This window comes from Chryseobacterium sp. JV274 (assembly GCF_903969135.1).
GTDB lineage: Bacteria > Bacteroidota > Bacteroidia > Flavobacteriales > Weeksellaceae > Chryseobacterium.
The window spans coordinates 4,364,606-4,390,616 of sequence record NZ_LR824569.1 but is presented as its reverse complement, the minus strand read 5'-3'; the positions used below and the strand labels follow the sequence as shown (position 1 = coordinate 4,390,616).

Below are 26,011 nucleotides of genomic sequence, written 5' to 3'. Positions count from 1 at the left end.
AAAATGGAAGAAATTATATTATTGCATGACGTAATTTCAGAATTGCTGAACGAAGGATATGCCCTGGATTTCGACATCATGAAATGTATGCTTTCAGGATCACCCAACATAAAAAACATTACTAATCTCAACACATCTGAATTTGTTATTGATAAGATATACATTTGCTACGAAACCGAATATGACTCTGAAATAATCTATGTATTTGCTGTATCAAACACTAAACACAATATAAAAGGAATAGCCACTTCGATTAGCACCGTTGAGAATAACATTAGCTTCTCAGAAATGATTGAGAAAATTAAAACAGGTTTAAAAGAAATTTCTGTATTTTGTTTTGGAAAAAAAAACAAAAAAAATTCTTGGTAACTGTATACATCAATGTACGATTGTAAAAGTTTTAAATTCACTTTACCTGAAATTATATATTTTCGTAATAAACGACCATGAAAAAACTGATCCTAGCTGCTAGCCTGTTTAATCAATTCTACGTTGCTCAACAATCGGATGTAAAATATATCAACAAGTGTGCGCATGGAAAACATGTACGCGCAATTTCGTAAACAAATTATTTTCCAGCAAATACTTTTTTCTTTCATTTAAATAATGCACAATCTTTTGTAATTTATCAAAGTTATCGGCATCTACAATTAATTTTTCAACCTCTTTTCTTTCTTCCTCTTCTTTTTGCCTAATGACAGCTTGTTTGCGCCAAATTTTTTCAAGTTCTAAATGATATTCTGTAGAATATTTTACAAAAAGTTCCAGATATGCCACTACCCAGATTAGTTTTTCCTCAATAGCAGAATATGGAGTATCTTTCCATTCCTTTCTATTCCAAGTATTTTCATAATTGATCCTGTTTAAATATTCGCTTACGGGAGCTTTGATCGTACAAACTTAAAATTGATCCTTGCAGATTGCGCTGACGCTTCCGTCTGGGTTTAAAATGAACATTATAATATTCAGAGTCATATTGAGACTTTTCACACATTTTTGATATTCAAGTCTAATGATCAATTCAATTCGAAATTAAGTGGTCAATGCTTCCGATTTTTCAGTGTCACTGCTAATGCCTTGTAATATTATCAGCAACCAATATACTTTGTTGTGCTAAAATATATTGGTTAGCCAAAAACTGAATTTAAAGGAATTTTCAGGTAAGTATTCTATTTAATCGATGTCAATATTTTAATATAGTTCTGTTTTGAATATTTAGATATGTCATTACTCTTATTGAATCTTTAAAAATCTGGCTTCAATACCAGTTAACCATTTCACCCTTTTTTCCTGACTGACTGATTTTACCATGTTATAGCTGATCCATTTAAGATTTTTGTAACCCATAGTCTTGAATACACTTTTTATCATTGCTCTCTTTATTAAGTTGCCAATAAGCAGGGAATACATTATTTTGGGTTTATTCATGGTTGTGATGACTGTCACCCCTTTTAAGTTTTTTAAAAGGGGTACTAAACCAAATCCCCTTGGATGGTGATCATACACAACTCCCGGAGTAAGAACCCTATCAACAAATCCTTTTGTCATTGCGGGCATCAAATCCCACCAGATAGGAAAAATAAAAATCAGGTGGTCTGCTTTTTCCAGACGTTCGTTATAGTCTATTACCTGTGGATCCACAGGTTTGTGATCCACAAATGCTTTTAAATCTGCTTTTGACATTACAGGATTAAATCTATCATTATCAAGATGCATCAGGTCAATTTCATGATTTGCGTCTTTAAGCCCCTTGGTAACGGAATTTAAAATTGCGTTTCCAAAACTTCCCTCGTAAGGATGATTAAATACTATTACTACTTTCATTTTTATTTTGTTTTATTACCTGCTCCAAAGTTGAGAAGTAGCTGATGGCTGAACGATAACAATTGTTAAAAAATACGAACCGTAAGTAACAAATACAAAAAAATAATCCGGGAGTTTAAAACCATATTATCAGAAGTGAAAACGCTTTCATCGCGAAATCTTCTATTTAATGGTGCTTCCTGATTGAATTGGGGATTTAGCCACAATTGCACCGGATCGGGATACTTTGATTGCCATCGGTTCTAAAGACCTTTGCAGGGTAATCAAATTAAAAATTATAATGAACAAAAACAAAATTGCCTTAGTAACTGGCGGAAGCCGTGGAATTGGTCGGGATATAGCACTTAATCTAGCAAAAAAGGGCTTAGATGTCATCATCACCTACCTATCTAATGAAAGAGCAGCCAATGAGGTTGTGGAACAAATAAAATCATATGGTAATAAGGCAGCAGCTTTACAATTGGACGTTGCTGCCTATGAAGCTTATGCTCCTTTTTTTTCGGAGAAGTTGTTACCATTGTTAAATGTCAATTTCGAAAACTCCCAATTGGACTACCTGGTCAATAATGCAGGAGCTATTGCTTTTTCAACTTTTGAAGATTTCACCATCGATCAGTTTAAGGAGATGATACATATTCATCTGATGGCACCCTTCTTTATCTCCCAACATGCTTTGCATATGATGAACGACGGAGGTGGAATCGTGAACATTTCAACTGGACTGACGCGTTTTACCACACCGGGGTTTGCGGCATATGCCTCCATGAAAGGCGGACTTGAAGTACTTAGTAGATATCAGGCTAAAGAATTGGGATCACGAAAAATACGTGTAAATTCAGTGGCTCCGGGCGCTATCGAGACTGATATTTTAGGAGGTGCCGTGAGGGACAACAAAGACATGAATGCTGCACTGGCTGCTGAAACAGCCCTTGGACGAGTTGGTTTGCCTGAAGATATCGGTGCTGTAGTTGCTTTTCTCTGTACTGAAGAAGCCTATTGGATCAATGCTCAACGAATCGAAGTATCAGGTGGAAGTAACTTGTAATTATTTGGTAAATTTGTCCCATGCAGGAAATCATTCAAGTCCAAACCATTAGTGAATTTCATCGTCTGTATAATTTACCTAAGCCTTTACATCCATTGATCAGCTTGGTGGATTATGCGGAAATGTATAATGGGGTAACAGTTAAGTGCTGGTCACAATCATTCTACTCCATTGCATTAAAGAACAATGTACTGGGAAAGTTTAATTATGGGCAGTTGCCTTATGACTTCGATGAAGGCCTGATGTCATTTTTTGCACCGGGACAGATCCTGAATATCACATTCAACGACAAATTACCCAAACAGAAACCATCGGGATGGATACTGCTTATTCATCCCGATTTTTTATGGAATACCACGCTGGCTAAAACAATAAAGGGATATGAATATTTCGGATATGCCATTAATGAGGCGCTTTTTCTTTCCGAAAGAGAGGAGCACAGTATGAGCATCCTATTAGACAGCATCCTCGAAGAATACAGCAAGAATATGGATGATTTCAGCAAAAGGATCATCATCTCCCAGATCGAACTCTTATTAAATTATGCAGATCGCTATTACAAAAGGCAGTTCATTACGCGAGAGCGTAGTAATCACGAATTACTCATCAGATTTGAAGAATTACTGGAGCAATATTTTAACGAAACAAACGATAGGGAGCGAGTACTTCCAACAGTGCAGTATTTTAGCGAAAAATTGAACAAAACCCCCGATTATCTGAGTAGCGTGCTAAAAAACACTACAGGCAGCAATGCCAGCCAACATATCCAGCTCAAAATTATAGAGGTGGCCAAACTCAAACTCTCTACTACCACACTTACCGTAAGCGAGATCGCCTATAACTTAGGATTTGAACAACCACAATCATTGAGCAAGCTATTCAAAAAGGTTACACACCAGACGCCGCTTGAATTCAGGAGTTTATATCAGCGGCGTACATAGATGGTTTTTCAAGATTGTTCCATTTATTTAAAAGTTGCACATGTGCTCATTTGAATCGTCTCATAGCAACGAATACTATTCACTTTCATTTTGGTTACAGACCATTTAAGGACCTATTACCTTAGTTTTCAACTATCGGTTTAATCCACCAAATGAAAAACTCCCTTGCTATAGAAAATAGATTGTTACTGAAATTGCGACTCTAATTCTTCAACATACGAGAGAATTTTACATTTATAATCTGTTGCGTATCCTGCTTAGTGAAACAGAAGTTATACCTAAATAGGATGCGATATAATGCTGCGGAATACGTTGAATAATATATGGATGTTGCTTCATAAGTTCTTCATAACGTTTTTGAGGTGAATTTTTTAAATAGGAAAAGAAAAGATTTTGACTTTGTAGAAGCCGTTGAAATAAATGTTCAACTATATTATCTTTAATATCCGGAAAACTCATTAATGCTTCTTGAAATTCTTTCTTAGTAACAGTTTGCAGAACACAGGGCTCAATTGTTTCTATACTATATAGACTAGGTTTGTTTGTCATAAAACTTTCAATAGACGATACGCCACTACCTTCAAAGAAAAACTGGGTTGTGATATCTTTCCCATTATCATTAATCCAGGTTCGTAAACAACCTTTTTCTACAAAAAACATTTTTTTGGAAATTTCACCTTCTTCAAGAAGAATAGTTTTAGCAGGAATCTCTATTTGTTTAAAAAGATGACTAAGCATACTCCACTTTTCGGTATTTTTTTTTGCTTTGTTCACTATATTTAGTTTTAATAACATTTCAACATTTCGAAATTCTTACAAATGTCTTAACTCAGCTTGAATTATAAGTATTCGTCTATTTTTACAGGCTTAATCCAAGTCCACAAATCATGTTCCTATAAGAATAGTTTCAGAATGTATATTTTCTTGTCTCTGGTAAAAATCATTCATAAAATCACTTCCCCAATTTTCCATCATATCAACAAGGGGTAAAAGAGATTCACCTACTTCGGTTAAAAAATATTCAACCTTAGGCGGAACTACCGGATAAATAACTTTTCTAACAACGCCATACGCCTCCAATTCTTTTAGTTGTAAGTTCAAAACTCTTTTGCTCGCAAGTGGATGTTTCTTTGCTAAATCACTCGGTCTTCGTATTCCTAGGTTGATTGAATCAATTAAGCAGGGTTTCCATTTACCTCCTATAATCTCAAAAGTAATACTGATGCCACAACTAAAATCTTTCGGTATTTTTTTTTCGTACATTGCTGTTCTTTTTTAGAGAATAAATTTACGACATATTTCGTTTTCAGTACCATAGTGATAATATTATCCCTATAGCATTATTTTTTCACTTATTTTTTCACATATGTAAGGTCAGTACATTTGCTCATAATTAATCATTAAAATTAAAAAAATGGAATTATCAATTAGAGACAAGGCTGAAACTATACAAAATAGCATTGAAACTGAAACTTTGGCAGAAATAGGCTTGATCAGTCCTACTTCCTATAAACAACATAATCCAAATGTAGCAACGGGCTTACAAGCAATCTTAGGCTTGCATGATCAAATGCCGATAGATAAAGTTTACACCAATGTCGTCCGTAAGTTTCAAGATGCAGATTATGGATTTGTTCACGTAGACTATTTCCTTTTCGAACCAACCGTCGCTTTTGATATACACAGGTTTGAAAACGGAATAAGTGTTGAACATTGGGATAATCTTCAAACGAATCCAAAAAAACTGAATAAAAGCGGCAGGACAATGACCGACGGAAAGACCAAGGCAAAAGATCATCATAAAACGGAGGCTAACAAAGCACTTGCTAAAGACTTTGTTCAAAACATTCTTATTAATGGGCAAATCGAGTTGGTGTCAAATTATTTCGGTGGAGACGAATTAATACAACATAATCCACACATGGGCGACGGTGTGCAAGAGTTTTTAAATACTATGGAACAGTGGAAAAAGGAAGGACAACCTCAAATCTATAACAAAATACATAAAGTGCTTGGAGAGGGAAATTTTGTACTGGTATTAAGTGAAGGTACTTTTAAAGGAGAACACGTTGCTTTCTATGATCTCTATAGAATTGAAGAAGATAAAATTGTAGAACATTGGGACGTTGTTGAAACGATACCTGAACCTGGAAAACGAAAAAATGATAATGGGAAATTCTAATAAAGATAGACGATACAGAATAATTAGCACCTTTTTTGTAGTTCTGCCCACCACTTTTGTAATGTCAGTTTTACCAAGTTTTACTGCAGAGATTTTATCTGAAAATTGGATCGGTGATCTTTTTAAATCTTGGTTTTTTTCATTGCCTATCGTTTACACTTGTGTACTGCTCCTATTGCCATTTGCTAATAAAATTACGAGCAAAATTTTAGATAGAAAAGTACATCTATAAAAATAGAGTGTTCCTAAATTTATATCTTTTTGGGAACACTCTATTCTGTTTTTTAAGTTACCAATAATCCAAAACAGAACATCAATGATTTTTTGGGATGTTAGAAGAGTTTTGCCAGCTCACTTTTCAGTTAAACGATTGCCTAAATTCCAAAGGCGAAGCATTAGTTTTTGCCTTAAAAAGTTTACTGAACGATTGTGAATGTTCAAATCCCAACTTGTAGGCAATTTCGCTTACTGAAAGGTTTGTAGTAGATAATTTCTCCTTGGCTTTTTCTATCAATTTGTCGTGAATGTGCTGCTGTGTGTTTTGACCGGATATCTCTCGCAGTAAACTGCCTAAGTAACTCGGCGAAACATTCAGCGCTTCCGAAACATATTGAACAGATGGTAGACCCCTTATTGCCAAATCGTCACTGTTAAAGTAATCTGTCAATAGTTTTTCCAAACGTTCCAAAATTTGATGATTGGCTTTTTCCCTTGTGATGAACTGGCGGCTGTAAAATCGTTCCGAATAACTGAGCAATGTTTCAATGTGCGAAATAATGATCTGTTTGCTGAACTTATCAATATTGGAATGATACTCTTGCCTGATAGTTTGTATGATACTGTTTAGTGTTATTTCTTCTCTTTCTGACAATAGCAACGCTTCATTTACCGAATAATCAAAAAAATCATATTGCTTAATTGTTTTTGCAAGTGGTGTATTCCAAATAAAATCCGGATGAATAAGCAGCATCCAACCCGATTGTTTTTCGGGATTCTCTTCCTCAACAATTTCTAGTTCGAGCACCTGATTGGGCGACATAAAGAACAATATGCCGTCATCTTCAAAATCGTAATGCAGTTGTCCGTATTTATATTTTACACCTTTCATACGTTTTAACGCTATAAAATAAAAATCAAATACGGCATTCATAGCGATTTCGTCTGGCAATTTGGTGAAATCGTCCGTTGTAACTACGCTAATCAAGGGATGTGTTGGCTTAGGCAAACCCCTTACCCGATGAAACTCACTGATTGATTTTATTCTCTGCGGTTTTGTATGTGCCATATACAAAGATAATTATTGTTGATGGTATGCTTTTGCAAATTCCTTTGCAAATTCCTTCAATTTTGTTTTACCTAGGACAGGTCTGTTTTTGAGATAATTTTCAAATGTTTTTCCACTGTGTGTCTCCATCTGCATTCTTACGAAATCATCTGCGAGCTGTTGTGGAAATCCTGATTGAAGTAAGCCGTTTAGTAATTGCTCTTCCGGTAACGCTACCCATTTCAGATCAGGCTTGCCAATGGCTTCGCCTAAAATTTTAGCTGCTTCATTACAAGTCAACTCCTCGCTTGCCACATAACGGACTGTTTTTCCCTGAAACGGCGTAGTCAGTTCTTCAAAAACCGCATCTGCAATATCATTTGGCGAAACAAAAGCGATCTTATCATTATCGCCATAACCTGCCATTAGCACACCGTATTCTTTGATCGTTTTAATATCATTGTAAAAATTGGTGTAAAAAGAACCGGGACGCAATTCGATAACTATTCTGTCTGTGAGCTGATTAAGTAGAGGAGAATCTTCCTCGTTAGCTGCCCAACCAGTTAAAAATACAACTTTCTTAATTTCGTTATGCTTGATTGCCTGCACATAATTGGTTTCAATTTTTTTAAAATAAGCCGTTTGGTCTTCTTCCATAAAATTGAAAGGTATCATGCAATATACGGCGTTTGCCCCTGCAAATGTTGCTGTTAGAAAATTAATATCCTCTATTGAACCAATTGCCGCTTTTGCTCCAATTGCCTCAATTTCTTTTTGTTTTTCGGGATTGCTACTGATAACGGTTACCGAATGCCCTTTTGTAATCAATGCTGTTACAAGTGGTTTACTGATGTTGCCCAATGAGCCTGTAATAACGATATTCATATTTTCTTTTTTTTGTTGATACAAAGATGCAACGCTTAGAAAAAACAGATGTAGCCAGAACGACTGTTCTTGAAGTCAAAATGAACAGTCTCTGAAAGCAGAATAATTAGCATTAACTTGCTTTTTGAAATATGTAATTCTAAAAGCCTGTTGCGTTTCTTTTACGAACAGCTTCTTCAGTTCTTGGAACAAGAGATTCTAATCCTACTTTTACAGTTCTGTCTGTACATTTTCTAAAAAGGTCATAGCTGACATTAAAAATGGCCAAAACCATTTTGGTTTCTCAATCTTACTTCTTCTTCGGTTCCGGGCAGCAATTTATCTAATGTATCTATTGCATTTGTTTGTACTTCATTTATGAAAGGCCGCAGGTCTTTATTATATGCTTCAAAAGCCGATGCATGATTTCCCTTATGTTTTTCAAAAGAATCTGCAAGCGCCGTTGCACCTATTATCGCTAATGAACCACCCATACCTGCTGCCGGTGAAGCGCAGTAACCGGCATCGCCTACCAATGCAACTCTGCCTTTTGTCCAGGATGGCATTTTTATCTGGCAAAACTTGTCGAGAATGATTTAGAATTTATGAGCTCTTTTAATAATTCTTTGGTTCGCCAACCAACATTTTCGAATTGTTCTAAAATTATTTTTTTATGTTGCTCCTGATTGCGGAAATCATAAGAAATTTCTGCTTCCGGCCTGAAAGTAAAAATGATATCTGTTTTATGATTATAAGCATACAATGCAACACCTTTATTGGGCTCGGCAAACATCTGATAAGTGCCTTTTTCAACTAACAGTTTATTTGCAATCGCAATGGCAAAGTACTGGCCTAAAAAATGAGCATATTTCGTTTCGTCCCCAAACCAGATTTTTCTGACACCCGAGTGTATGCCGTCACATCCAACACTAAATCATAGACCTGCCGTGAACCGTCTTTAAAGCTAACTTCTATGTTGTCTTTTGTTTCATTTAGTGCATCAATGCTGTTATTGAAGACAAATTCCACATCATTTTTGATGAGGTCAAAGAGCATATTGAGCAGCAAGTCTCTTTCTATTTCAAACTCATTTTCAGTTAGTTCACCCAGTAAAACAGAATATCCGTTAACATCGCCAGAATTCTTAAATTCCCATTTTTCGGGACCGATTCTATTGGCTTTTATTTGTTCAAAAAGCCCCATACGCTTTACAATGTCAACCGTGTTACCTTTTATGTCAGCTGGTGTGCCACCTATTTTAAGATGGTTTCCAATTTCAACAACTGTTACTTTATAGCCCATTTTTATTCATCCAATAAGCTGTTGTAAGCCCTGCAAAACTTGCACCCGCTACAAGCATTTTTTTATTCTGTTCCATGTTTTTTACTCCTTTAAAATTTATGGAGTAAAATTCGTGAAGATAATAATAGTGGGAAATAACTAATCGTAGCAAGTATTGGATTAATCGTGCCTTTTGTTTCGAAAAGCCAAAGCTGACATCCCGACAGTCTTGGTAAAAAGCCTTGAAAAATATGGATAATCATCATAACCCAGTTCAAAAGCAATTTCTTTTACTGATTTATCAGAATGATAGAGCAAGCGCTTGGCTTCTAAAATGATTCTCTCGCGAATGCATTGTGAAACGGATAAGCCGGTGATGTTTTTTATACTTTCATTCAAATAATGGGTAGAAATATTTAATTGTTTAGCATACGCTGCTGACCGTTTGAGAACACAGTAATTTTTTTCTAATAATTGATTGAAAGATTTTGCAATTATCTCAAACCTTGAGAGACTGTTTAAACGCATATTTTGATTTAAAAATGCAGAAATAAATAACCCAACCAATGTATTACAACTGTCCTTTAAAAGTAAATGGTACAGTCTATTGCTTTTTTGAGTTGAAAATTTCAAACAAAGAGAAAATGTTTCAAAGATAATTGTAGAAATATCGTTCGTTAATGTTAAAGGCGTTGATGGTGCAATTTCTTCTAAAAATTTAAGATACTCTTGATTTAGATTTTCGTTTTTGATTGACAAAGAGCAGACAGTCATATTGGTAAAATCCAAAATACGATGCACTTGGTTTGGATGCATATAAACAACAGCCGGTGCCATGATTTTATATTTTAGAAAATCTATTTCAATAACAACGTTTCCGTTTTCAAGTATATGAAAAGTATGCCCTTCGTCCCGATGTGATTGCGTTGCTTCCTCCCTTAGCTGAATCGTTTTAAAATCAGACTTTTTAAGATGGAGCCGATCAATAGAAATGCCTTGGCTGAAATTTTCTGCCATTGAATTTACAGGGATGTTCTTATTGTTTTTAAGCACTTCTTAGTTCTATTTTATCAACTGCTGAATATGGATAGATGTTGCTATTGCGGTTTCGTCATTTGTTCTGACGTTTCTCGCTAGTAAAAATACAAAAATTAAACAGGTTGGTGTGGACGTGCTCGTGTAGTAATCTTGCGGTATCTTCCATATTTTAACAAAAAATTTAGCAATGAAAAATTATACCGCCAATAAATAGGAATACTTTATAAACAGGATTGAGCCGATGTAAACCATTATTTTATCTTTTCCACCGTTTATGAGTCCATAGCCAGCCATATGGTTCTTGCCTGATATTTTCTGTTAGCAAGTGAATGTATTTCTTGGCTATTTCCCCTTCGTTCACTGACTCTGCTTTAGAACACATTGGAACACAGACGATCTTGTAACTTCCTTTTGAAAGCTGTGTGATGTGCAGATAGACAACTGCTGTTCGACCTTTTCGAGCTAATTTTTCCATCCCTGAAAATAAGTAAGTTTCTTGGTTCAAAAAAGTAAACCTGTATTTTTCATCCTGTATGCGTGGACATTGATCGGAAAGAAAAAGATAAACTGCTGGATTTAGCTTTTTAGTTAGCACATGGCATAATACTGCATTATCAGGAATCAATTTCATGTTAAAACGTGAACGGAGTTTAATCATGAGCCTATTCATTACGCCAGACCTTAGGGGTTTATATATAGCATATATATCATGCTGCATTTTATAAGGCATAAAATTGAGCATTTCCCAATTACCACAATGTCCAAGGCACGCAATGACATTCCGCCCAGCATTTATATGCGCGTCTATGAGTTCCAAATTCTCAAATTTGATTCTTTTATCAAGTATTTTTTCCGAAACGGAAATATTTTTAATGATTTCGGCAAAATAGTTTACAAAACAGGTATAGAACTTTTTTACAATAGCATGGATTTCTCCATAACGCTTATCAGGAAAGGAACGTGCGATGTTTTGAATAACTACCCCTTTCCTGTACCCAATCATATAATAAACCAAGAAAAAAGCAAAAGAAGCCATTGCATATAGGAATGCCATCGGTAGCAGGCTCAGAGCATAGGCAACAATATAAACGCTTCTATAGGCAACAGTTTGTAAGGTTTGTCTCATTTTCATGGACTAAAACTTCATTTTTAAACCAACTGACGCATAGGAGGAAATAGAAAAATAATAATCATTATTACCCGTAAACATCCCTTTCAAAGTCCGGTCGTTATAGGATGCAGGGCGGTACAGGTTTAGCCCTGCCATACCCGTCACCGATAATCCCTTTTCACCAAGTTTTATTTCAGGCCTGAAACCGGTAACGATATACTGGTGGGAGAATATCACATCCTTGCCATCTTTCTTCAACAAAGCTACCTGCCCGTTCATCTCAAGGGCATAGGAAAGCTTAAACTTGTCATCGAATTCATAACCTGCGGATACATCCAGGCCATCGACCAATTCAACATTTACGTCAAATTTCCCGTTGGTTTTCCATTTGACATAAACAGCGGGAAATATCATCGGATAACCTAAAGAGCTATTTATGGCTACACCTCCACCGATATCCAAATTAAGGTTCAGATGGCGGATAAAAACAACTCCTCCGCTTACCAGTACATTTCTAATACTGATTTTTCCAAGATCAGTATTAGGAGCAAATATCCCAATACCAACATTTGCCCGCATAGACCATCTGTCGTTCAGGGGACGTAAATGGTAGATGCCCAATTGTAAATTCATAATTTCCGAAACCATGTCATCTGCAAAATTTTTGTTTTTCAACGAAACGTATGCTCCGCCAAGACCAATGCCCCAGGCAGTCGGGCGATTGTTTTCATTTAGTTTCGTGGACAAGGGTATGTTGACCCCTGCCTGATAAACCATCGCGGAGCCTTTGCCATCACCAATTTTTTCTCTTGGTTTCTCACCCGGGGGTAGGTAGTAATATCCTGATTTTCCAAGGTATTCCGTCTTAAAAGAAACTTCTTGTGCTTTTCCCTGCAGATATACCAATGTTACCAACGTTGGTAATATGAATGATTTAAATTTCATATGATTTTGAATTGTTTATTGGACAAAATAATAGCGATTTAAACGAAGTAGAAACCCATAAACTTTGAACTTCAGAATCGACCGGATGGAAATTAGATTAAATGGGATGGAATGAATTACCAAATGCGGCAGGTCATGTAATAAGCTAATAAAAAGTGAAGAAGTCATTGCGTACGGAAATTCAGGCATCTGACTTTTAGCATGAGCCTGAATTTCCGTACGCAATCTGTTTTAACGGCTTGGCAATTTTTAGAATTTATATGCTGTCCCGATAGATACACCATGGCTTTTCATCGACCCCCCTTGGAATTATCCAGGTTTACAAGTCAAAATAGACAACTTGAATTTATTTGCCTGTTTTTATCAAAATAGTATCCAATAATACCATAGTCAGAACGGTTCATGACAGGTTTTAGAAATGAAATATAGTGTTCAATAGATAGGATTTTTCCGGACAAACTATTCCACAACTCCGTCCATCCATTTCAGGAAATCAGGAACACGTACACGGCTTACCAAAACTTCATGTGGACATTCGGGGAGAAAAAAAAGTTTCAAACGACTGTTAAAGTACTTGGCAACATTTATAATTGCTTTTACATTTCCAATGCAGTTACGTGACACACGGAAAAACAAACGACTATCAAGTTGTTGTTCCAATTGGTCTAAGGTATAATTAACGATAAACCGCCTATCGCTGAATGTATGGAGGAAAACTACTCCATCTTCGCTATAAAAGTAGGCAATTTCCTTTGTCTCTATATAGTGATAGTTTTCGCCTTTGGATATCAGGAAACGATTTTTGGTCTTGAGCGATAGTATCTGCTCAAAATTCTTTGGAGTACTTCTATAAGTACAGCTATGGAATATGTGCTCAAACTTGGTCAATGCTACCTCTAATTCGCTCTCATTAAATGGTTTTAACAGGTAATCGATGCTGTTCAGCTTAAAGGCTTTGATGGCATGTTCATCGTAAGCAGTTGTAAATATAACGGGCGTGATAACCTCTACATGATTAAATATCTCGAAACAATTACCATCCGCAAGACGAATATCCATGAGAATCAGGTCAACAGCGGATTCTTTCAAGAATTCTATGGTATCGATGACCGTTTTGGTTTGCTTCTCCAGCTGATAGCCCGGGCGCAATTTAGTCATCATGCGTTTCAGTTCTTCATACGCGAAACGCTCGTCTTCTACAATCAAGTGCTTCATGGTTGGATATAAGGGATTTTAACAATAAAAAGATGGTCTGTATGCACTACTATGACCTCTTTAGCATATACTTTATATTGTTTGGCAATATATTTCAAACCGATTCCACCATTATCTACACTTCTTGATGGATGGATGTTGTTTTCGACCGTGATATAAGCATTATCAATAGTGATTTTTATATTCAATAATGATTCTTCGGTAGCGATGTTGTGCTTGAATGCATTCTCTATAAGTAATTGCAGGGTAAGGGGAATGATCTTGTTCTGTTCGCAGTTAGCCATTTTATCCACTAAGAAAGTAAAAGAGTTTTCAAATCTCGTCCGCATCAGGAAAATATATGAATCCAGAGCATCCAGTTCATCTGCAACAGAAACCATTGGCTGCTGGGTAAGGGAAAGCACATAGCGATAGGTCTTCGATAGGGCTTTTGTAAATTTATTGGCATTTTCCTGATTAATGTAGATTAGTGAGGAAAGTACATTCAGTGAATTAAACAGGAAATGTGGGTTAATCTGTGACCGCAATGTCTCGTGCTGAAATAATAGAACCTCACGTTTGGCTTTTTCGGAATCAGCTATCGCTTTTTGTTCGGACTGGAAATAATGGATCAGCTCAAACACAAGTAGAATAGGAACATTAGTCGTCATTGCAAATGCGAATTTGACAATAAAAGGTGGTAACCCCTGCTCAGGAACAAGGAACACATGATATATCAAAAAATTAAATATCAATAATAAGATCAGGCATATAGCTGTGATACCTACAATATCGGCCATAATACGAAAAAAGATATTTTTGGAGTACGGCAGATGCTTATTCAATAACAACAGCAGTCCGTAATCTGCCATACACATGGCAATGATAACGACATAATGTGCTGAAAGCTGTATGTGAAAGTTTCTCCATAAATCTTCTTTCATCACAATAATGCTAAAAAACATTTGGCACAAAGCATAGACCAGAGACGAAAAGAAAAAGATAAGCAGTATTTTTATATTCATTTTTTTCTGAACCATTATTCAAAAGTAAAGTTTCCATGTAAGATTTACCGAAAAGTTCTCCTTTTTTCTGATGAACTTCATTATTTGGAAGATGAATTTAACAGATCATGTTTTTTTTCTTAAAGTTCTTTTCCAACGGAGGTTTTATAGCGAGCAAATAAAAATCAATGGTAACAGAATCAGATTTTAGTCTTAGGTTATTCTCATGTTTATAATTGATAATAAGGAGATCCTCATTCTCAGATCTTGTAACATTAAAATAGGATGCAAACTCTTTGATATTAAATATTTTGTTTGTCATTGTAAGTTAAAATTGTGCCTACTCAAAAATAGATTCTTTATTAGCTAATTTAAGAATACATTTCAATACAAATCGGATACATTTACTGATTCAGTGATTTCCAGATAATTCAAAAAAATTATAAAAAAAGGCGAAAATATATTCTAATGTACCCAATTATATTTTTACATAAATTAGTCTTATTATCTATTTACAAATTAAATATTTTATCATATTCGTCGTAAAATATTCTTGCGAAAGTAAAATAAACTAAAGCCAAATTATGACAGCTTCAATTGTTTTAAATGCTTAAAATTATATTGAAAAAAGTTTAGCCTACAAAAAAAATAGCTTTGTAATTCTTGTTTAATTTGGCTCAATCGAACCAAATCATCTATAAAAGTGTTTGAAGATAATCCCATCAAGGTCACTTGACAGGATTATTAATTTCTAAAATTCTTTCTAAATCTTCCACCAAATGTTTCGATATTTCTTCAGTTATGGGTACAAGACCGGAGAAAGGTGATAATTCACTTTTTCTCCGGTTTTTTCATGCTTCTAAATTACTGTTTATCTGCAAGATATATGATAATAAAATATTAACCTCTAATTATTTGACTAATATCTCCGCCAAATTCAAATTTTTCAGGAAAAGTCGAATCCATTATTTTCCTTTTTGTTATACTATTTTCTTCTGTATAGAGTTTGGCAATATTTCCAATGCTCTCCATCGGCTGATCAATCAATTTAGACATATCAACTTTTTTCTCACATCTACTACACACAATCCCGAAATTACGCTTCTGCTATAGATACTGTTTCATTCATTGTAATGAGTGATGTAATCAAGTAAACTTTGCTGAAAATTCATGGCATCTAATGTTTAATGTTAATCTAAAAAGCTTTTTACACTACTGAAGCTAATGTTCAGATAACGTCATAATCATTCATTGTTGTTACAAAATAATGCTCAATCATTTCCTTTGCATTTCCGCACATTGACAAAAGATCTCCTTTGGTCATATCTTCAAAAATAAAATCATCATGAACCTCAATAATGAACTCGGTCACTTTTTCGGTGTTCATTAGGTCATAGACCATTAAATCATTTAAATTATCTAATCTACATTCTTCCTTAAAAAAAGGAAGCTTTCGGGAAATGGAATTCTTAAACTGAAAAAGATGTATTGTTTTCATTATTTCTGGCATTAGGGTAATAATAAGAAAAGTCTGTTTATATATAAAAACGCTGTTTACTCATTAATGTTCAAACAGATTTCTTTTTGTGGATTCAGTTGATGAAATTTATTGTACATCAATATGGTTAAAAAGGACAGAAACCATAGGTTCCTATCCTTAATTAATTAAAACCTTCTGAAAACAGATCTACTGTTTTATCGGGATTTTAATATGCTCATTATTAAAATTGAGAATCCTTAAGCCTATTAATTTTATCATGGTGTATAATTCGCTTTTCCTAGTCTTTATTTACTACTGCGATGTTATCAAATATCGGAGAACAGCATTTTGCATAATGAATATTTCCAACTGCGCACTATATTTTCCTGTCAAAAATTGTACTATTTATGATGATATAAACTTTAATGGATCTGATAAATTCCTGATTATTATGATACAAAGATGACTGTTTAAGAATATATTATACTGTATATATCCGGGATAATCTTACATATATCACACCTTTTATAAGTCTTCCAGGTTTCCAAGACGTCTTTGTTTCAACTGTTTATAAAATGAAGGGGAAAGACCTGTAATCTTTTTAAACTGGTTAGAAAGATGGGCCACACTACTGTAATTGAGTTTATAGGAGATTTCTGTAAGATTGAGTTCATCATACAACAATAATTCTTTCACCTTTTCTACTTTATTAATAATGATAAAATGTTGCAGGGTCATTCCTTTCACTTCAGAAAAGGTGTTCGCAAGGTAGGTATAATCATATCCTAATTTTTCACTTATATAATCTGAGAAGTTTTCTTTTGGGAGTGCATCTGAATAATGAATCATTTCTATGACTACATTTTTTATTTTCTCTATCAGGATGCTTTTTTTGTCATCTAATATCTCAAGCCCTGTTTTAAGTAAGTTTTCTTTTAGAATTTGTCTTAGTTCAACGCTGATATCATCCAATAATTCTACAGTTCCCAAATCTACAATAGCATTTTTAATGCCCAGCCTTTCCAATTCCTGATGAACAACCATTTTGCAGCGCAAACTTACCATATATTTTATATACAACTTCATCCCCCTTACTATTTATACTGCCAATCATTTCATTAACAGACATTTACTCAAAGTTACTCTATTAAATCGGAAATATCTATGATTTATACAACAAATTGAAAGACAATTGCAAAGCTTTCCTTTTTTAATGATTGAAATTTACAGGTAACAAAAAATATTTCACAATGTCAAAAGAAAAAGACGGAAAAAAGAAGTCAGATAAAACTCCACCCGCAAAATCCGCAAAAGAGAAACGGGAGGAAAAAATGAATAAACGAAGAGACAGGGAAAACGAAGCCCAAAATACCGGCAACTAAATGGTATCCCTGAAAAAAGACGGAATTATACTCAGAAAAACGACTTTAGACTTTGAGAGTGAAGGTGTTTTAAACCCCGCGGTTGTTAAGGATAACGGAAAAATACATTTATTTTACAGGGCTCTTGCAAAGAATAATTTCTCCAGTATCGGATACTGTATACTATCAGATTATAAGACAATAGAAACCCGGTTGAGCAAGCCGGTTATCATCCCCGAGTTTGAATACGAAAAACATGGTGTTGAAGATCCAAGAATCGTAAAAATCGATCATTTGTTTTATCTTACCTATACCAGTTATGACGGGATTAATGCACTGGGAACACTTGCTGTATCGGAGGATCTTACGTCATGGCAAAAAAAGGGCATAATTGTTCCCAAAATTCCATACAACAAGTTTAGATTTTTATCAGAATCCCAAGGTGAAATAGCAGAAAAGTACAGACGTTTCAACAAACTCCCCCCTACTCTTACAAAGGATAAAGATGTCTTCCTGTGGGATAAAAATGTGATATTTTTCCCAAGAAGGATTAACGGTAAGCTTTATTTTCTTCATCGCATAAGACCCGATATTCAAATTGTAGGTATAAAAAACATTGAAGATCTGAATCCTGATTTCTGGAAAGATTATTTCCTTCACTTTAAAGATCATATTATATTATCTCCCCTGTATGAGCATGAAGTAAGCTACATTGGCGGAGGATGTCCCCCTATAGAAACCGAGCATGGGTGGCTTTTGATATACCATGGCGTACATGATACTATTGAAGGATATGTTTACAGTGCATGTGCTGCTTTACTGGATCTTAATACTCCCGAAAAAGAAATTTCAAGGCTTCCTTACCCTCTTTTCAAACCCGAAGAAGAATGGGAACAGAAGGGAGAAGTGAACAATGTCTGTTTCCCTACCGGAGCCATTGCAGAAGGAGATACACTCCATATTTACTACGGAGCTGCAGATAAAAGAATTGCTGTTGCTTCTTTAAATATCCCGGAATTACTGAAGGAATTACTACAGTATACATCATAACTGACTATTCTATAGAGAATATCATACTTTAAAATAGATATCAACATGAATAAAAATATAAAATCAGACGTGGAGGAAAAGACAAAAAGACGATCTGTCCAAAATAGAAAAAACACAATTAATCATAAACCAGAAATTATCTTTATAAGTACTTTTCCTCCAAAGGTGTGTGGTATTGCAACTTATTGTCAGGATTTAGTAAAATCTCTTCAGATCAAGTTCAATGAATCATTTAACATAATCATCTGTCCAATGGAAACTGAAGAGGAGCATCATCTATATGAAGAAAATCCTGAATATCGCTTAAATACATCCGATGCTATTTCTTATTTGGAGCTGGCTGATAAAATCAACAAAAATGAAAGGATTCAACTGGTTATGCTTCAGCATGAGTTTGGATTTTTCACTGAGGCCAAAAACGGATTGCTGCTTTTTCTTCAAAACTTAGAGAAAGACGTCATCATTACTTTTCACACCGTTTTGCCAAAACCGGACTGGGAGTTAAAAGAAAAAGTAAAAGAAATCAGCAGTTTCTGCAAATCTATTATTGTGATGACAGGTATTTCTGCGGACATCCTTTCTACTGATTATGATATTCCATCTAATAAAATTAAAGTAATCCCCCATGGTACTCACCTGTTACCATTTATCGATAAAATTTCACTGAAAACGAAATACGGATTTAAAGATAAAAAGGTACTTTCAACATTTGGCTTATTAGGTTCTGGTAAAAATATTGAAACCACTTTAGAAGCTCTACCTGAAATCATTGCTCAAAATCCGGATGTAATATTTTTGATTATTGGAAAAACGCACCCTGGTGTCATTAAGTATGAAGGTGAAAAATACCGTGATTTTTTGCAGGACACAATTAAAAGACTCCATTTGGAAAAGCATACTTACTTTATCAATCAATATCTGCCTTTAGATGAGTTGTTAGAATATCTTCAGCTTACCAATATCTATCTTTTCACTTCAAAAGACAGACACCAGGCGGTGAGTGGCACCTTTTCCTATGCTATTAGTTGTGGATGTCCTATTGTTTCTACTCCTATTCCACATGCCCTAGAAGTATTAAATGAAGATCTGGGAATTATTATTGATTTTGAAACTCCGAAACAACTCGCTACTGCTGTGAATACATTACTGAAAAATGAAAACACACAGGAAAAATTACGTTCAAATAGTTTGGAAAAAATGGCTCCCACAGCCTGGGAGAATTCATCTATTTCACACGCCCTATTATTTCAACAATACAGCAAAGACAACATGATATTACATTATACATTCCCCATCATCAATCTTAGCCATATCAAAAATATGACAACAGATTTTGGAATGATCCAGTTTTCTAAAATCAACAAACCTGATATCAATTCCGGGTATACTTTGGACGATAATGCCCGTGCTATGATTGTAGCCTGCAGACATTATGAACTGAGCAGAGATGAATCTGACCTTGATTTAATCTTAACTTATCTAAGGCTTATTAAGTTTTGCCAGCAGCCGGATGGAAGCTTCCTCAATTATATAAACCAACATAAGGAATTTATACAGCAGAATTATGAGACCAATCTTGAAGATTCCAATGGAAGAGCTATCTGGGCACTAGGGTATCTTCTTTCAATAAAAACAATCTTACCGCAACAGTTTTCAGATGAAGCAGAGTCTATCATTGAAAAAAGTCTTTCACCTATTGAGAACATCCATTCTACCCGAGCAATGGCTTTTATCATAAAAGGATTGCATTATCAAAACTCTGAAAACAATATTCCATTATTGAAAAAACTGGCCAATCGACTGGTAAAAATGTATCAGCATGAAAAACACAGAGACTGGCATTGGTTTGAAAGCTATCTTACCTATGGAAACAGTGTTCTCCCTGAGGCTTTATTGTATGCATGGATTACGACCAAAGACGAAATGTATAAGCAAGTTGCTAATGAATCATTCAAATTTTTGCTTTCGAAAATATTTATTAAAGGAGGCATCAAAGTAATATCCAACAAAGGATGGCTTCAGAAAGAAACGGTTAAAAGCCATGAATCAATTGGTGGTGAACAGCCTATTGATGTTGCTTATACCATACTGGCCTTATCTACATTCTATAAGGTTTTTAAGGATGAAAAATACCTGCAGATGATGAGGAATGCTTTTAGTTGGTTTTTAGGAAAAAATCACTTACATCAGATTATTTATAACCCTGCAACAGGTGGATGTTATGACGGCCTTGAAGAGAAAAACGTTAATCTCAATCAGGGAGCGGAATCAACAGTAAGCTATCTAATGGCAAGACTCTGTTTTCCAAAATAACAACCCTTAATTACTCGGTGCTTTATGGAACTATAGTAATAAAAAGGTAAATCAAAAAGATAGCAATCAGTACAATTCCCTGCATAATATTGGTTCTGCCCGTTGCCAGTGAAACAGTAATAATAAAAAGCGACAGCCCTAAAAGTATTGTTGATTTGATATCTATTCCCAATGTCATTCGTATACCAGTCATTACAGATATAATGGCAATGGCAGGAATACTCAGCCCTATACTTGCTAAAGCAGAACCAAAAGCCAGATTTAATGAAGTTTGAATTTCATCACTTTTTGCAGCCCTAAACGCAGCCAGACCTTCAGGAAGGAGAACAATACCAGCAATAATGATACCTACAAGAGATCTTGGAGCACCCACTGAAACAACTATATGCTCAACATCCTTTGAAAGAAGCTTTGCCAGAAAAACGACTATTCCCAGGGATAAGATCAATAATATACAACTGATATACAATTGTTTTCGGGAAATCATTTCATGACTACTTTGTACAGGCTCATTTTTGGATAGTTTATTTTGCGGAGAAATAAAAAAGCTTCGGTGTCTAAACGTCTGGATCATAGTAAATCCGAGATAAAGCCCTAAAGAAATCAAGGCAATAAAAAGCAATTGAAAGGATGTATATTCGCCTCCGAGATGACTTATCGTATAATTAGGCAGAATAAGCACAAAAATAATCACGGAGGTAAGCGTAATGAGTGCCGTACTTACCCCCTGCAATGTAAAGCTCTGTTCTCTGTATCTTAATGAACCTATGACAATACAGCTCCCAATAATTCCGGTAAGGATTATCATCACTGCTGCAAAAACCGTATCTCTGGCAAGGGTAATGGTTTCTAAACCTTTTGCTCCCATCATGATAGAAATAATAAGTCCTACTTCTATGACCGTGATGGCAAATGCCAGAAGTAAAGTTCCGAATGGCTCCCCCAAACGATGGGCAATAACTTCGGAATGATACACTGCAGCCAAAACGCTTCCTATCAGAAATAAAGTAAGAATCACAGAATAATACCCTGAAGAAAAAACAGAATTTCCAACATACGAAAGCCACGCCAAGATAGGAACTAAAAAAGTCCACATCCATAAATATTTTTTAATATTCATAAAAACACTAATATTTTTTACAGTTGAATGGTCTTTTGGAAAAATTCAATAGATTTATATTTTCCTTTTCAAAACAGTTTTATTAATGATTTGAAGCAGACTAGAGATGACGATATACCGGAAATATTAAATGATGAAAAGAAGAGAATATGCCGGAACTAAGAGTCTAGATCATCAGTTCAATGTAGTTATTCAGCAAGGTACGAATAATCAATCACTTATTTGAAATTATATAGTAATATTTTAAGTTTGTAATCATTTCCTAAGGCTCAATAATGTTCGTCACTTCATCAGAGTCACCAACTTTTTACAGCTTATAAACGACCGGATTTCAGATGCTCAAAACAATCCGAAATTTCGTAAAAGTGTGATATCTGCAACATAAAAGAAACAATCTGTAATACAATAGATTATTAAATACCCAACTTTGTACTGTAGCAATGAAGTTACACTAAAATCCACCTTATGGACACAAACCACAACAAAGGCGACAAATTTTTCAAAACTCCTGGAGACTGGATTGAACAGTCAAAACAATTGAAAGAAAAATTCTCAACATTAACGGATCACGATCTGAAATTTGAAGAAGGTAAAGAAAAGGAAATGCTGGAAAGAATCGGAAACAGATTAAGAAAAAACCGTGAAGAAGTTCTCAATATTATCAAAGAAATCAATCTTTCATAAATTGTTTTCAAGGACAGCTAAAGCCAATGAAAAGATATATTTATCAAAAGTTTTACTGGAAAAGGGATGGAATATTAGACAGTTCTGTCCCTTTTATTTACAATACCATCTACTCTTTTTATGTTTAAACCCAATGTGATGAATCATAGAGAACTTGAAAAATCGAAAGTATATATTACCAGCCAGATTGTAGATTACATTCCAAATTCTGTAGTCAGCAAAAAAATAATGGAAAAACTGACCGGCAATATCAGTGTTTTATCTTTTGATGACAAAGAAGGGTTATCTGAAAAGATTTCTCCTTTTGACACTGTTGCACAAATTATTGAAGGTAAAGCAGAAATTATTATAGACGGAGCTACTTATTTTATGGAAGAAGGTGAATGCATAATTATTCCTGGCCATATATCTCATTCGATAAAAGGAAATAAACGCTTTAAGATGATCGTAACAATAATAAAAAGCGGCTATGAATAATGTAGATACTATATCAGTTTTAACAAAAAAGATATTAAAAAAAACAGTTGAGATTCAAAAAGAATTTCCTGAACTGTATGACCTTTTAGACGAAACTCCATTATTTTTTTCTTTTGCAGAGAAAAATATTACGATCAGAGATTTAAGACAATATCTTATTTCCCTTATAAGACAGCAAAAATCCTTTGAAAAAGGGACATCAAAAAAAATAATATACAATAACTCCCAATGAAAAAGCTGACTAATCATCCAAAGAACAAATTGGGACTCAGAAATAAAAAAAATATTTCAAGAAGGGCCTATTACTCACAATTTGTTTCTTTATTTTACATCAGAAATACCAACATCACCTTAGAAAGAGACACGAAGGAAGTTCTTCGCATGTTAAAGGAATTACAGATTCTCAATAACAAATCAAGATTGGTATTTAGTACTCATTGCAGTTTAAGCCAGCATAATCTGTGGCAGTCTGTTTTAGAAGATCTAAGCGACAGTATAAAATACATTAGAATACAGTTTGAATATTTATTGGAGAATATTATTAAAAGAAATAAAATCAATTCACTCATATTCTGGAAGCAAAACAAAACCTATACAGATGAGCTGGAAGCAAGCCATAAAAAACTCATCCATTTGGCTATCCAAATTTTACCGGAAGAAGAAAGGTTATCATGGAAAACAGGTATTTGTAACTTTTATGATGAAATTTTTTCTTTATTCATTCCACTTATTGGTATGTGCAGGCTTGAATCTGACTTTATAGAAAAATATTCGCCTAAAATCTTTAACCAAACCACTATGGATATTATTAAAGATATTCCGAAAAATTACACATTACAGGAAGCAAAGAAATATGAACACGAATACTTAAAAGTATTAACTAACTACAGTCATGAATTCTATAGAAAAAATAATTTTTGGAACAGCTTACTATATATACTTTCAGGTGGCATGTACGCATTGCCATCAGAGCATACTCTATCCAAAAAATGGATCAATAGAAAAATGAAAGATAAACTTTCTTAATGAACCTCACCCTACATTTTTCATCTTATTAAATATTTTTGCAATGAAAACAATACATTTCTTTCGATTTAACGATTATATTTTCCGTAAAATTCCTTTTTTTAAGGAAGAACACAGACTGAAAACCGATGTAACAGAACTTGATTTAATGGATATTGAAATAGTAACCGAATATATCGTAAAAACAGATGATGATTTTAGCTTCGACAACACATCAAGAAATGATCTTCTATCAATGTGCAAAAAAGCTCAAAAAACAATTGAACATTACTTTGTGATAAAATTAGATCAATATGATTTTATATGAAATTATTATTTATTGTCCTCAAGAGCTTCATACTCAATAAAACTGTTGATGATAATTATACCTTACAGTTTCTCTGATAAATAAAAAAAACGCTCTCGTTTTCATGTTACTGTAGTGTCAATAAAAATTGTTAAGTTGCTATAAAATTGAAGTCTTTACTAAATATCTTATTAGAATAATTTGTAGAACAAATCAGACAAATAAAGCCAATTAAAGTTCATACAATAAATAATTTCACTTTTACTCTTGTTGTTATAACTCTTATTTTTCAAATATTAGAAATATAATAATCTAAGCCTAAACAGATTCATTAATAAAGTATTAGTAATATTATTTTTTAACACATTCAGATTTTAATTTTCTTTACTTTTGCGGAAAATTTTTTTATGAAGATAAGATTTGAGTTTCTTGATGGAATAAGAGGAATTTCTGCGTTATGGGTAGTTTTGTATCATTCTTTATTATTTAATGGCTATTCTGCAGCTCATGATATTAAATGGTCTAATGACCTTGTTCTCTATTTTATACAAAAAGCTACGTCAATTGGTCATTTGGCAGTATCTATATTTATAGTTCTTTCCGGTTTTTGCCTTGCGATTCCAGTGGTTAACAATAATATGGAAATAAAAGGAGGGTTTAAAAGATATATTAGCAGAAGAGCCAAAAGATTAATTCCGCCCTATTATATTGCATTATTGTTATCAGGATTAATGATTTTATGTTTTCCCTTATTACAAACAGCACAAAATACAGCTTGGGATAGCAAAATACCTGTCACTTTTTGGTCTGTTATCAGTCATATTGGATTATTTCATAATTTAAATTCTTCATGGGTTTATAAGATCAATGGAGCACATTGGTCCATAGCTACAGAATGGCAGATTTATTGGCTTTTTCCTCTCATGCTTATACTTTGGAAAAAAACTAATAAATATGTCTCATTTATTATATTCGCTTTATTGGCATTATTATTAAAAAAGCTGATTCCAATGGCAAAACCTGAATTTATAATTCTATTTTTCATGGGAGTTATCTGTTGTTATTTATCATTTAAAAAGACAACAATCAATAAATTTTTAATTCCTTTAGCTGTAATTCTTTTCATAGGAAGTTTATCACTATTCGCATTATTAGATATTAACAGTTTTTTAATGATATTAATTACAGGGGTAACTTTCTCTTTTTTATTGTATTCATTAGTCACATACAAAAAAGCAACAGGAAAATCAATCATTATTCTTGAAAGCAAACCATTAGAATTTTTAGGAAAAATATCATACAGTTTATATCTTATACACGGTCCGTTCCTTGCATTAATAAATCTTTATTTATTAAAAAACTTTGAACTCACAGATGATATCCGGCAATGGGTGATCTTTGCATTTATTTTTATTTTTATTATCCCTATAACCACTATTTTTTATCACCTGGTTGAAAAGAGATTTCTAAATAAGTAATAATTACCTCTCATGAAATAAAATATGAGAATAGTTTATTAAT

General features: G+C 34.1%; 31 protein-coding genes. 14 read left to right on the top strand and 17 right to left on the bottom strand.

The window, feature by feature from the left end; genetic code table 11:
• The first annotated feature begins 3 nt into the window (after nt 1–3).
• On the top strand, nt 4–369 hold the full coding sequence (locus CHRYMOREF3P_RS20285; protein ID WP_180565365.1) for a hypothetical protein: 366 nt from the start codon (nt 4–6) through the stop codon (nt 367–369).
• A gap of 150 nt (nt 370–519) precedes the next feature.
• Here CHRYMOREF3P_RS20285 and CHRYMOREF3P_RS20280 read toward each other — a convergent pair whose 3' ends face one another.
• Together CHRYMOREF3P_RS20280 and CHRYMOREF3P_RS20275 are read right to left on the bottom strand one after the other, a co-directional pair.
• On the bottom strand, nt 520–777 hold the full coding sequence (locus CHRYMOREF3P_RS20280) for a hypothetical protein (RefSeq protein ID WP_180565364.1): 258 nt from the start codon (nt 775–777) through the stop codon (nt 520–522).
• Between the two features lie 456 nt (nt 778–1,233).
• Nucleotides 1,234–1,824 (bottom strand): NAD(P)H-dependent oxidoreductase, encoded by a 591-nt coding sequence (locus CHRYMOREF3P_RS20275; protein WP_180565363.1) that lies wholly within the window; start codon nt 1,822–1,824, stop codon nt 1,234–1,236.
• Between the two features lie 280 nt (nt 1,825–2,104).
• Between CHRYMOREF3P_RS20275 and CHRYMOREF3P_RS20270 the strand changes: the two genes are divergently transcribed.
• On the top strand, nt 2,105–2,869 hold the full coding sequence (locus CHRYMOREF3P_RS20270) for an SDR family NAD(P)-dependent oxidoreductase (protein WP_180565362.1): 765 nt from the start codon (nt 2,105–2,107) through the stop codon (nt 2,867–2,869).
• Between the two features lie 20 nt (nt 2,870–2,889).
• Nucleotides 2,890–3,810: a helix-turn-helix domain-containing protein gene (locus tag CHRYMOREF3P_RS20265; RefSeq protein WP_180565361.1), complete on the top strand. Its 921-nt coding sequence runs from the start codon at nt 2,890–2,892 to the stop codon at nt 3,808–3,810.
• 234 nt (nt 3,811–4,044) lie between these two features.
• Here the strand turns inward: CHRYMOREF3P_RS20265 and CHRYMOREF3P_RS20260 are convergent, their stop codons facing one another.
• Both CHRYMOREF3P_RS20260 and CHRYMOREF3P_RS20255 read right to left on the bottom strand, forming a co-directional pair.
• On the bottom strand, nt 4,045–4,584 hold the full coding sequence (locus tag CHRYMOREF3P_RS20260; protein ID WP_232539072.1) for a Crp/Fnr family transcriptional regulator: 540 nt from the start codon (nt 4,582–4,584) through the stop codon (nt 4,045–4,047).
• Between the two features lie 111 nt (nt 4,585–4,695).
• Nucleotides 4,696–5,073: a winged helix-turn-helix transcriptional regulator gene (locus CHRYMOREF3P_RS20255; protein ID WP_180565359.1), complete on the bottom strand. Its 378-nt coding sequence runs from the start codon at nt 5,071–5,073 to the stop codon at nt 4,696–4,698.
• 151 nt (nt 5,074–5,224) lie between these two features.
• On the opposite strand from CHRYMOREF3P_RS20255, the gene CHRYMOREF3P_RS20250 reads away from it, so the two are divergent.
• Complete coding sequence (locus CHRYMOREF3P_RS20250) at nt 5,225–5,992, top strand: nuclear transport factor 2 family protein (protein WP_180565358.1); 768 nt, start codon at nt 5,225–5,227, stop codon at nt 5,990–5,992.
• Nucleotides 5,973–6,224 carry a DUF2798 domain-containing protein gene (locus tag CHRYMOREF3P_RS24425; RefSeq protein ID WP_410500281.1) on the top strand — a complete coding sequence of 84 codons (252 nt, stop codon included), beginning with the start codon at nt 5,973–5,975 and terminating at the stop codon, nt 6,222–6,224. The genes CHRYMOREF3P_RS20250 and CHRYMOREF3P_RS24425 overlap by 20 nt, the downstream gene beginning before the upstream one ends.
• Nucleotides 6,225–6,350: 126 nt before the next feature.
• Here CHRYMOREF3P_RS24425 and CHRYMOREF3P_RS20240 read toward each other — a convergent pair whose 3' ends face one another.
• The 12 genes from CHRYMOREF3P_RS20240 to CHRYMOREF3P_RS20190 form a co-directional block, all read right to left on the bottom strand.
• The gene (locus CHRYMOREF3P_RS20240; RefSeq protein ID WP_180565356.1) at nt 6,351–7,277 is read right to left on the bottom strand and encodes a helix-turn-helix domain-containing protein; all 927 of its coding nucleotides are present in this window, start codon (nt 7,275–7,277) and stop codon (nt 6,351–6,353) included.
• Nucleotides 7,278–7,289: 12 nt separating this feature from the next.
• On the bottom strand, nt 7,290–8,141 hold the full coding sequence (locus tag CHRYMOREF3P_RS20235; RefSeq protein ID WP_180565355.1) for an SDR family oxidoreductase: 852 nt from the start codon (nt 8,139–8,141) through the stop codon (nt 7,290–7,292).
• Nucleotides 8,142–8,395: 254 nt separating this feature from the next.
• Complete coding sequence (locus tag CHRYMOREF3P_RS24095; RefSeq protein ID WP_198424143.1) at nt 8,396–8,686, bottom strand: FAD-dependent monooxygenase; 291 nt, start codon at nt 8,684–8,686, stop codon at nt 8,396–8,398.
• Between the two features lie 286 nt (nt 8,687–8,972).
• Nucleotides 8,973–9,422: a hypothetical protein gene (locus tag CHRYMOREF3P_RS24090; RefSeq protein ID WP_198424142.1), complete on the bottom strand. Its 450-nt coding sequence runs from the start codon at nt 9,420–9,422 to the stop codon at nt 8,973–8,975.
• Nucleotides 9,423–9,581: 159 nt separating this feature from the next.
• Entirely contained in the window at nt 9,582–10,418 is an 837-nt protein-coding gene (locus CHRYMOREF3P_RS20225) for a helix-turn-helix domain-containing protein (RefSeq protein WP_180565354.1), read from the bottom strand.
• A gap of 277 nt (nt 10,419–10,695) precedes the next feature.
• A complete protein-coding gene (locus CHRYMOREF3P_RS20220; RefSeq protein WP_180565353.1) occupies nt 10,696–11,571 on the bottom strand; it encodes a lysophospholipid acyltransferase family protein in 876 nt (291 codons plus the stop codon).
• A gap of 3 nt (nt 11,572–11,574) precedes the next feature.
• Nucleotides 11,575–12,495 (bottom strand): DUF6268 family outer membrane beta-barrel protein, encoded by a 921-nt coding sequence (locus CHRYMOREF3P_RS20215; protein ID WP_180565352.1) that lies wholly within the window; start codon nt 12,493–12,495, stop codon nt 11,575–11,577.
• 459 nt (nt 12,496–12,954) lie between these two features.
• Nucleotides 12,955–13,710: a LytR/AlgR family response regulator transcription factor gene (locus CHRYMOREF3P_RS20210; RefSeq protein ID WP_180565351.1), complete on the bottom strand. Its 756-nt coding sequence runs from the start codon at nt 13,708–13,710 to the stop codon at nt 12,955–12,957.
• The gene (locus CHRYMOREF3P_RS20205; protein ID WP_232539070.1) at nt 13,707–14,714 is read right to left on the bottom strand and encodes a sensor histidine kinase; all 1,008 of its coding nucleotides are present in this window, start codon (nt 14,712–14,714) and stop codon (nt 13,707–13,709) included. The genes CHRYMOREF3P_RS20210 and CHRYMOREF3P_RS20205 overlap by 4 nt, the downstream gene beginning before the upstream one ends.
• An 879-nt stretch (nt 14,715–15,593) precedes the next feature.
• Entirely contained in the window at nt 15,594–15,749 is a 156-nt protein-coding gene (locus CHRYMOREF3P_RS20200; RefSeq protein WP_175627218.1) for a hypothetical protein, read from the bottom strand.
• A gap of 172 nt (nt 15,750–15,921) precedes the next feature.
• Complete coding sequence (locus CHRYMOREF3P_RS20195; RefSeq protein WP_180565349.1) at nt 15,922–16,191, bottom strand: heme oxygenase; 270 nt, start codon at nt 16,189–16,191, stop codon at nt 15,922–15,924.
• 507 nt (nt 16,192–16,698) lie between these two features.
• Nucleotides 16,699–17,259: a helix-turn-helix domain-containing protein gene (locus CHRYMOREF3P_RS20190; protein WP_198424141.1), complete on the bottom strand. Its 561-nt coding sequence runs from the start codon at nt 17,257–17,259 to the stop codon at nt 16,699–16,701.
• Nucleotides 17,260–17,423: 164 nt separating this feature from the next.
• Here CHRYMOREF3P_RS20190 and CHRYMOREF3P_RS24295 point away from each other — a divergent pair, with 164 nt between their 5' ends.
• The 3 genes from CHRYMOREF3P_RS24295 to CHRYMOREF3P_RS20180 are packed head-to-tail and all read left to right on the top strand — an operon-like array spanning nt 17,424 to nt 20,897.
• Nucleotides 17,424–17,555, top strand: coding sequence for a hypothetical protein (locus tag CHRYMOREF3P_RS24295; protein WP_257468955.1), 132 nt, complete (start codon nt 17,424–17,426; stop codon nt 17,553–17,555).
• Complete coding sequence (locus CHRYMOREF3P_RS20185; RefSeq protein ID WP_077415526.1) at nt 17,556–18,584, top strand: pesticidal protein Cry7Aa; 1,029 nt, start codon at nt 17,556–17,558, stop codon at nt 18,582–18,584. It abuts the gene before it with no gap.
• Between the two features lie 45 nt (nt 18,585–18,629).
• Nucleotides 18,630–20,897 carry a glycosyltransferase gene (locus CHRYMOREF3P_RS20180; RefSeq protein ID WP_410500280.1) on the top strand — a complete coding sequence of 756 codons (2,268 nt, stop codon included), beginning with the start codon at nt 18,630–18,632 and terminating at the stop codon, nt 20,895–20,897.
• Nucleotides 20,898–20,919: 22 nt separating this feature from the next.
• On the opposite strand, the gene CHRYMOREF3P_RS20175 is transcribed toward CHRYMOREF3P_RS20180, so the two are convergent.
• Nucleotides 20,920–22,017: a calcium:proton antiporter gene (locus CHRYMOREF3P_RS20175; protein WP_077415529.1), complete on the bottom strand. Its 1,098-nt coding sequence runs from the start codon at nt 22,015–22,017 to the stop codon at nt 20,920–20,922.
• A gap of 465 nt (nt 22,018–22,482) precedes the next feature.
• Between CHRYMOREF3P_RS20175 and CHRYMOREF3P_RS20170 the strand changes: the two genes are divergently transcribed.
• From CHRYMOREF3P_RS20170 to CHRYMOREF3P_RS20145, 6 genes are all read left to right on the top strand, one after another.
• Complete coding sequence (locus tag CHRYMOREF3P_RS20170; RefSeq protein WP_077415531.1) at nt 22,483–22,701, top strand: hypothetical protein; 219 nt, start codon at nt 22,483–22,485, stop codon at nt 22,699–22,701.
• A gap of 138 nt (nt 22,702–22,839) precedes the next feature.
• The gene (locus tag CHRYMOREF3P_RS20165; RefSeq protein WP_180565348.1) at nt 22,840–23,178 is read left to right on the top strand and encodes a cupin domain-containing protein; all 339 of its coding nucleotides are present in this window, start codon (nt 22,840–22,842) and stop codon (nt 23,176–23,178) included.
• A complete protein-coding gene (locus CHRYMOREF3P_RS20160; protein WP_180565347.1) occupies nt 23,171–23,410 on the top strand; it encodes a hypothetical protein in 240 nt (79 codons plus the stop codon). The genes CHRYMOREF3P_RS20165 and CHRYMOREF3P_RS20160 overlap by 8 nt, the downstream gene beginning before the upstream one ends.
• Nucleotides 23,407–24,204: a hypothetical protein gene (locus CHRYMOREF3P_RS20155; RefSeq protein ID WP_077415537.1), complete on the top strand. Its 798-nt coding sequence runs from the start codon at nt 23,407–23,409 to the stop codon at nt 24,202–24,204. The genes CHRYMOREF3P_RS20160 and CHRYMOREF3P_RS20155 overlap by 4 nt, the downstream gene beginning before the upstream one ends.
• Nucleotides 24,205–24,247: 43 nt before the next feature.
• Nucleotides 24,248–24,511, top strand: coding sequence for a heme oxygenase (locus CHRYMOREF3P_RS20150; protein ID WP_077415539.1), 264 nt, complete (start codon nt 24,248–24,250; stop codon nt 24,509–24,511).
• A gap of 386 nt (nt 24,512–24,897) precedes the next feature.
• Complete coding sequence (locus CHRYMOREF3P_RS20145; RefSeq protein ID WP_180565346.1) at nt 24,898–25,968, top strand: acyltransferase family protein; 1,071 nt, start codon at nt 24,898–24,900, stop codon at nt 25,966–25,968.
• Nucleotides 25,969–26,011: the final 43 nt, after the last annotated feature.

Excerpts from the sequence above, each read along its gene's own strand:
- CHRYMOREF3P_RS24295 (WP_257468955.1), top strand. The coding sequence starts at position 17,424 with ATGTCAAAAGAAAAAGACGGAAAAAAGAAGTCAGATAAAACTCCACCC.
- CHRYMOREF3P_RS20215 (WP_180565352.1), bottom strand. The coding sequence starts at position 12,495 with ATGAAATTTAAATCATTCATATTACCAACGTTGGTAACATTGGTATAT.
- CHRYMOREF3P_RS20170 (WP_077415531.1), top strand. The coding sequence starts at position 22,483 with ATGGACACAAACCACAACAAAGGCGACAAATTTTTCAAAACTCCTGGA.
- CHRYMOREF3P_RS20270 (WP_180565362.1), top strand. The coding sequence starts at position 2,105 with ATGAACAAAAACAAAATTGCCTTAGTAACTGGCGGAAGCCGTGGAATT.
- CHRYMOREF3P_RS24090 (WP_198424142.1), bottom strand. The coding sequence starts at position 9,422 with ATGGGCTATAAAGTAACAGTTGTTGAAATTGGAAACCATCTTAAAATA.
- CHRYMOREF3P_RS20190 (WP_198424141.1), bottom strand. The coding sequence starts at position 17,259 with ATGAAGTTGTATATAAAATATATGGTAAGTTTGCGCTGCAAAATGGTT.
- CHRYMOREF3P_RS20210 (WP_180565351.1), bottom strand. The coding sequence starts at position 13,710 with ATGAAGCACTTGATTGTAGAAGACGAGCGTTTCGCGTATGAAGAACTG.
- CHRYMOREF3P_RS20235 (WP_180565355.1), bottom strand. The coding sequence starts at position 8,141 with ATGAATATCGTTATTACAGGCTCATTGGGCAACATCAGTAAACCACTT.
- CHRYMOREF3P_RS20225 (WP_180565354.1), bottom strand. The coding sequence starts at position 10,418 with ATGGCAGAAAATTTCAGCCAAGGCATTTCTATTGATCGGCTCCATCTT.
- CHRYMOREF3P_RS20205 (WP_232539070.1), bottom strand. The coding sequence starts at position 14,714 with ATGAATATAAAAATACTGCTTATCTTTTTCTTTTCGTCTCTGGTCTAT.
- CHRYMOREF3P_RS20195 (WP_180565349.1), bottom strand. The coding sequence starts at position 16,191 with ATGAAAACAATACATCTTTTTCAGTTTAAGAATTCCATTTCCCGAAAG.
- CHRYMOREF3P_RS20150 (WP_077415539.1), top strand. The coding sequence starts at position 24,248 with ATGAAAACAATACATTTCTTTCGATTTAACGATTATATTTTCCGTAAA.
- CHRYMOREF3P_RS20255 (WP_180565359.1), bottom strand. The coding sequence starts at position 5,073 with ATGTACGAAAAAAAAATACCGAAAGATTTTAGTTGTGGCATCAGTATT.
- CHRYMOREF3P_RS20175 (WP_077415529.1), bottom strand. The coding sequence starts at position 22,017 with ATGAATATTAAAAAATATTTATGGATGTGGACTTTTTTAGTTCCTATC.
- CHRYMOREF3P_RS20240 (WP_180565356.1), bottom strand. The coding sequence starts at position 7,277 with ATGGCACATACAAAACCGCAGAGAATAAAATCAATCAGTGAGTTTCAT.
- CHRYMOREF3P_RS20180 (WP_410500280.1), top strand. The coding sequence starts at position 18,630 with ATGAATAAAAATATAAAATCAGACGTGGAGGAAAAGACAAAAAGACGA.
- CHRYMOREF3P_RS24095 (WP_198424143.1), bottom strand. The coding sequence starts at position 8,686 with ATGCCATCCTGGACAAAAGGCAGAGTTGCATTGGTAGGCGATGCCGGT.
- CHRYMOREF3P_RS20160 (WP_180565347.1), top strand. The coding sequence starts at position 23,171 with ATGAATAATGTAGATACTATATCAGTTTTAACAAAAAAGATATTAAAA.
- CHRYMOREF3P_RS20165 (WP_180565348.1), top strand. The coding sequence starts at position 22,840 with ATGAATCATAGAGAACTTGAAAAATCGAAAGTATATATTACCAGCCAG.
- CHRYMOREF3P_RS24425 (WP_410500281.1), top strand. The coding sequence starts at position 5,973 with ATGATAATGGGAAATTCTAATAAAGATAGACGATACAGAATAATTAGC.
- CHRYMOREF3P_RS20250 (WP_180565358.1), top strand. The coding sequence starts at position 5,225 with ATGGAATTATCAATTAGAGACAAGGCTGAAACTATACAAAATAGCATT.
- CHRYMOREF3P_RS20285 (WP_180565365.1), top strand. The coding sequence starts at position 4 with ATGGAAGAAATTATATTATTGCATGACGTAATTTCAGAATTGCTGAAC.
- CHRYMOREF3P_RS20200 (WP_175627218.1), bottom strand. The coding sequence starts at position 15,749 with ATGTCTAAATTGATTGATCAGCCGATGGAGAGCATTGGAAATATTGCC.
- CHRYMOREF3P_RS20275 (WP_180565363.1), bottom strand. The coding sequence starts at position 1,824 with ATGAAAGTAGTAATAGTATTTAATCATCCTTACGAGGGAAGTTTTGGA.
- CHRYMOREF3P_RS20185 (WP_077415526.1), top strand. The coding sequence starts at position 17,556 with ATGGTATCCCTGAAAAAAGACGGAATTATACTCAGAAAAACGACTTTA.
- CHRYMOREF3P_RS20145 (WP_180565346.1), top strand. The coding sequence starts at position 24,898 with ATGAAGATAAGATTTGAGTTTCTTGATGGAATAAGAGGAATTTCTGCG.
- CHRYMOREF3P_RS20220 (WP_180565353.1), bottom strand. The coding sequence starts at position 11,571 with ATGAAAATGAGACAAACCTTACAAACTGTTGCCTATAGAAGCGTTTAT.
- CHRYMOREF3P_RS20265 (WP_180565361.1), top strand. The coding sequence starts at position 2,890 with ATGCAGGAAATCATTCAAGTCCAAACCATTAGTGAATTTCATCGTCTG.
- CHRYMOREF3P_RS20155 (WP_077415537.1), top strand. The coding sequence starts at position 23,407 with ATGAAAAAGCTGACTAATCATCCAAAGAACAAATTGGGACTCAGAAAT.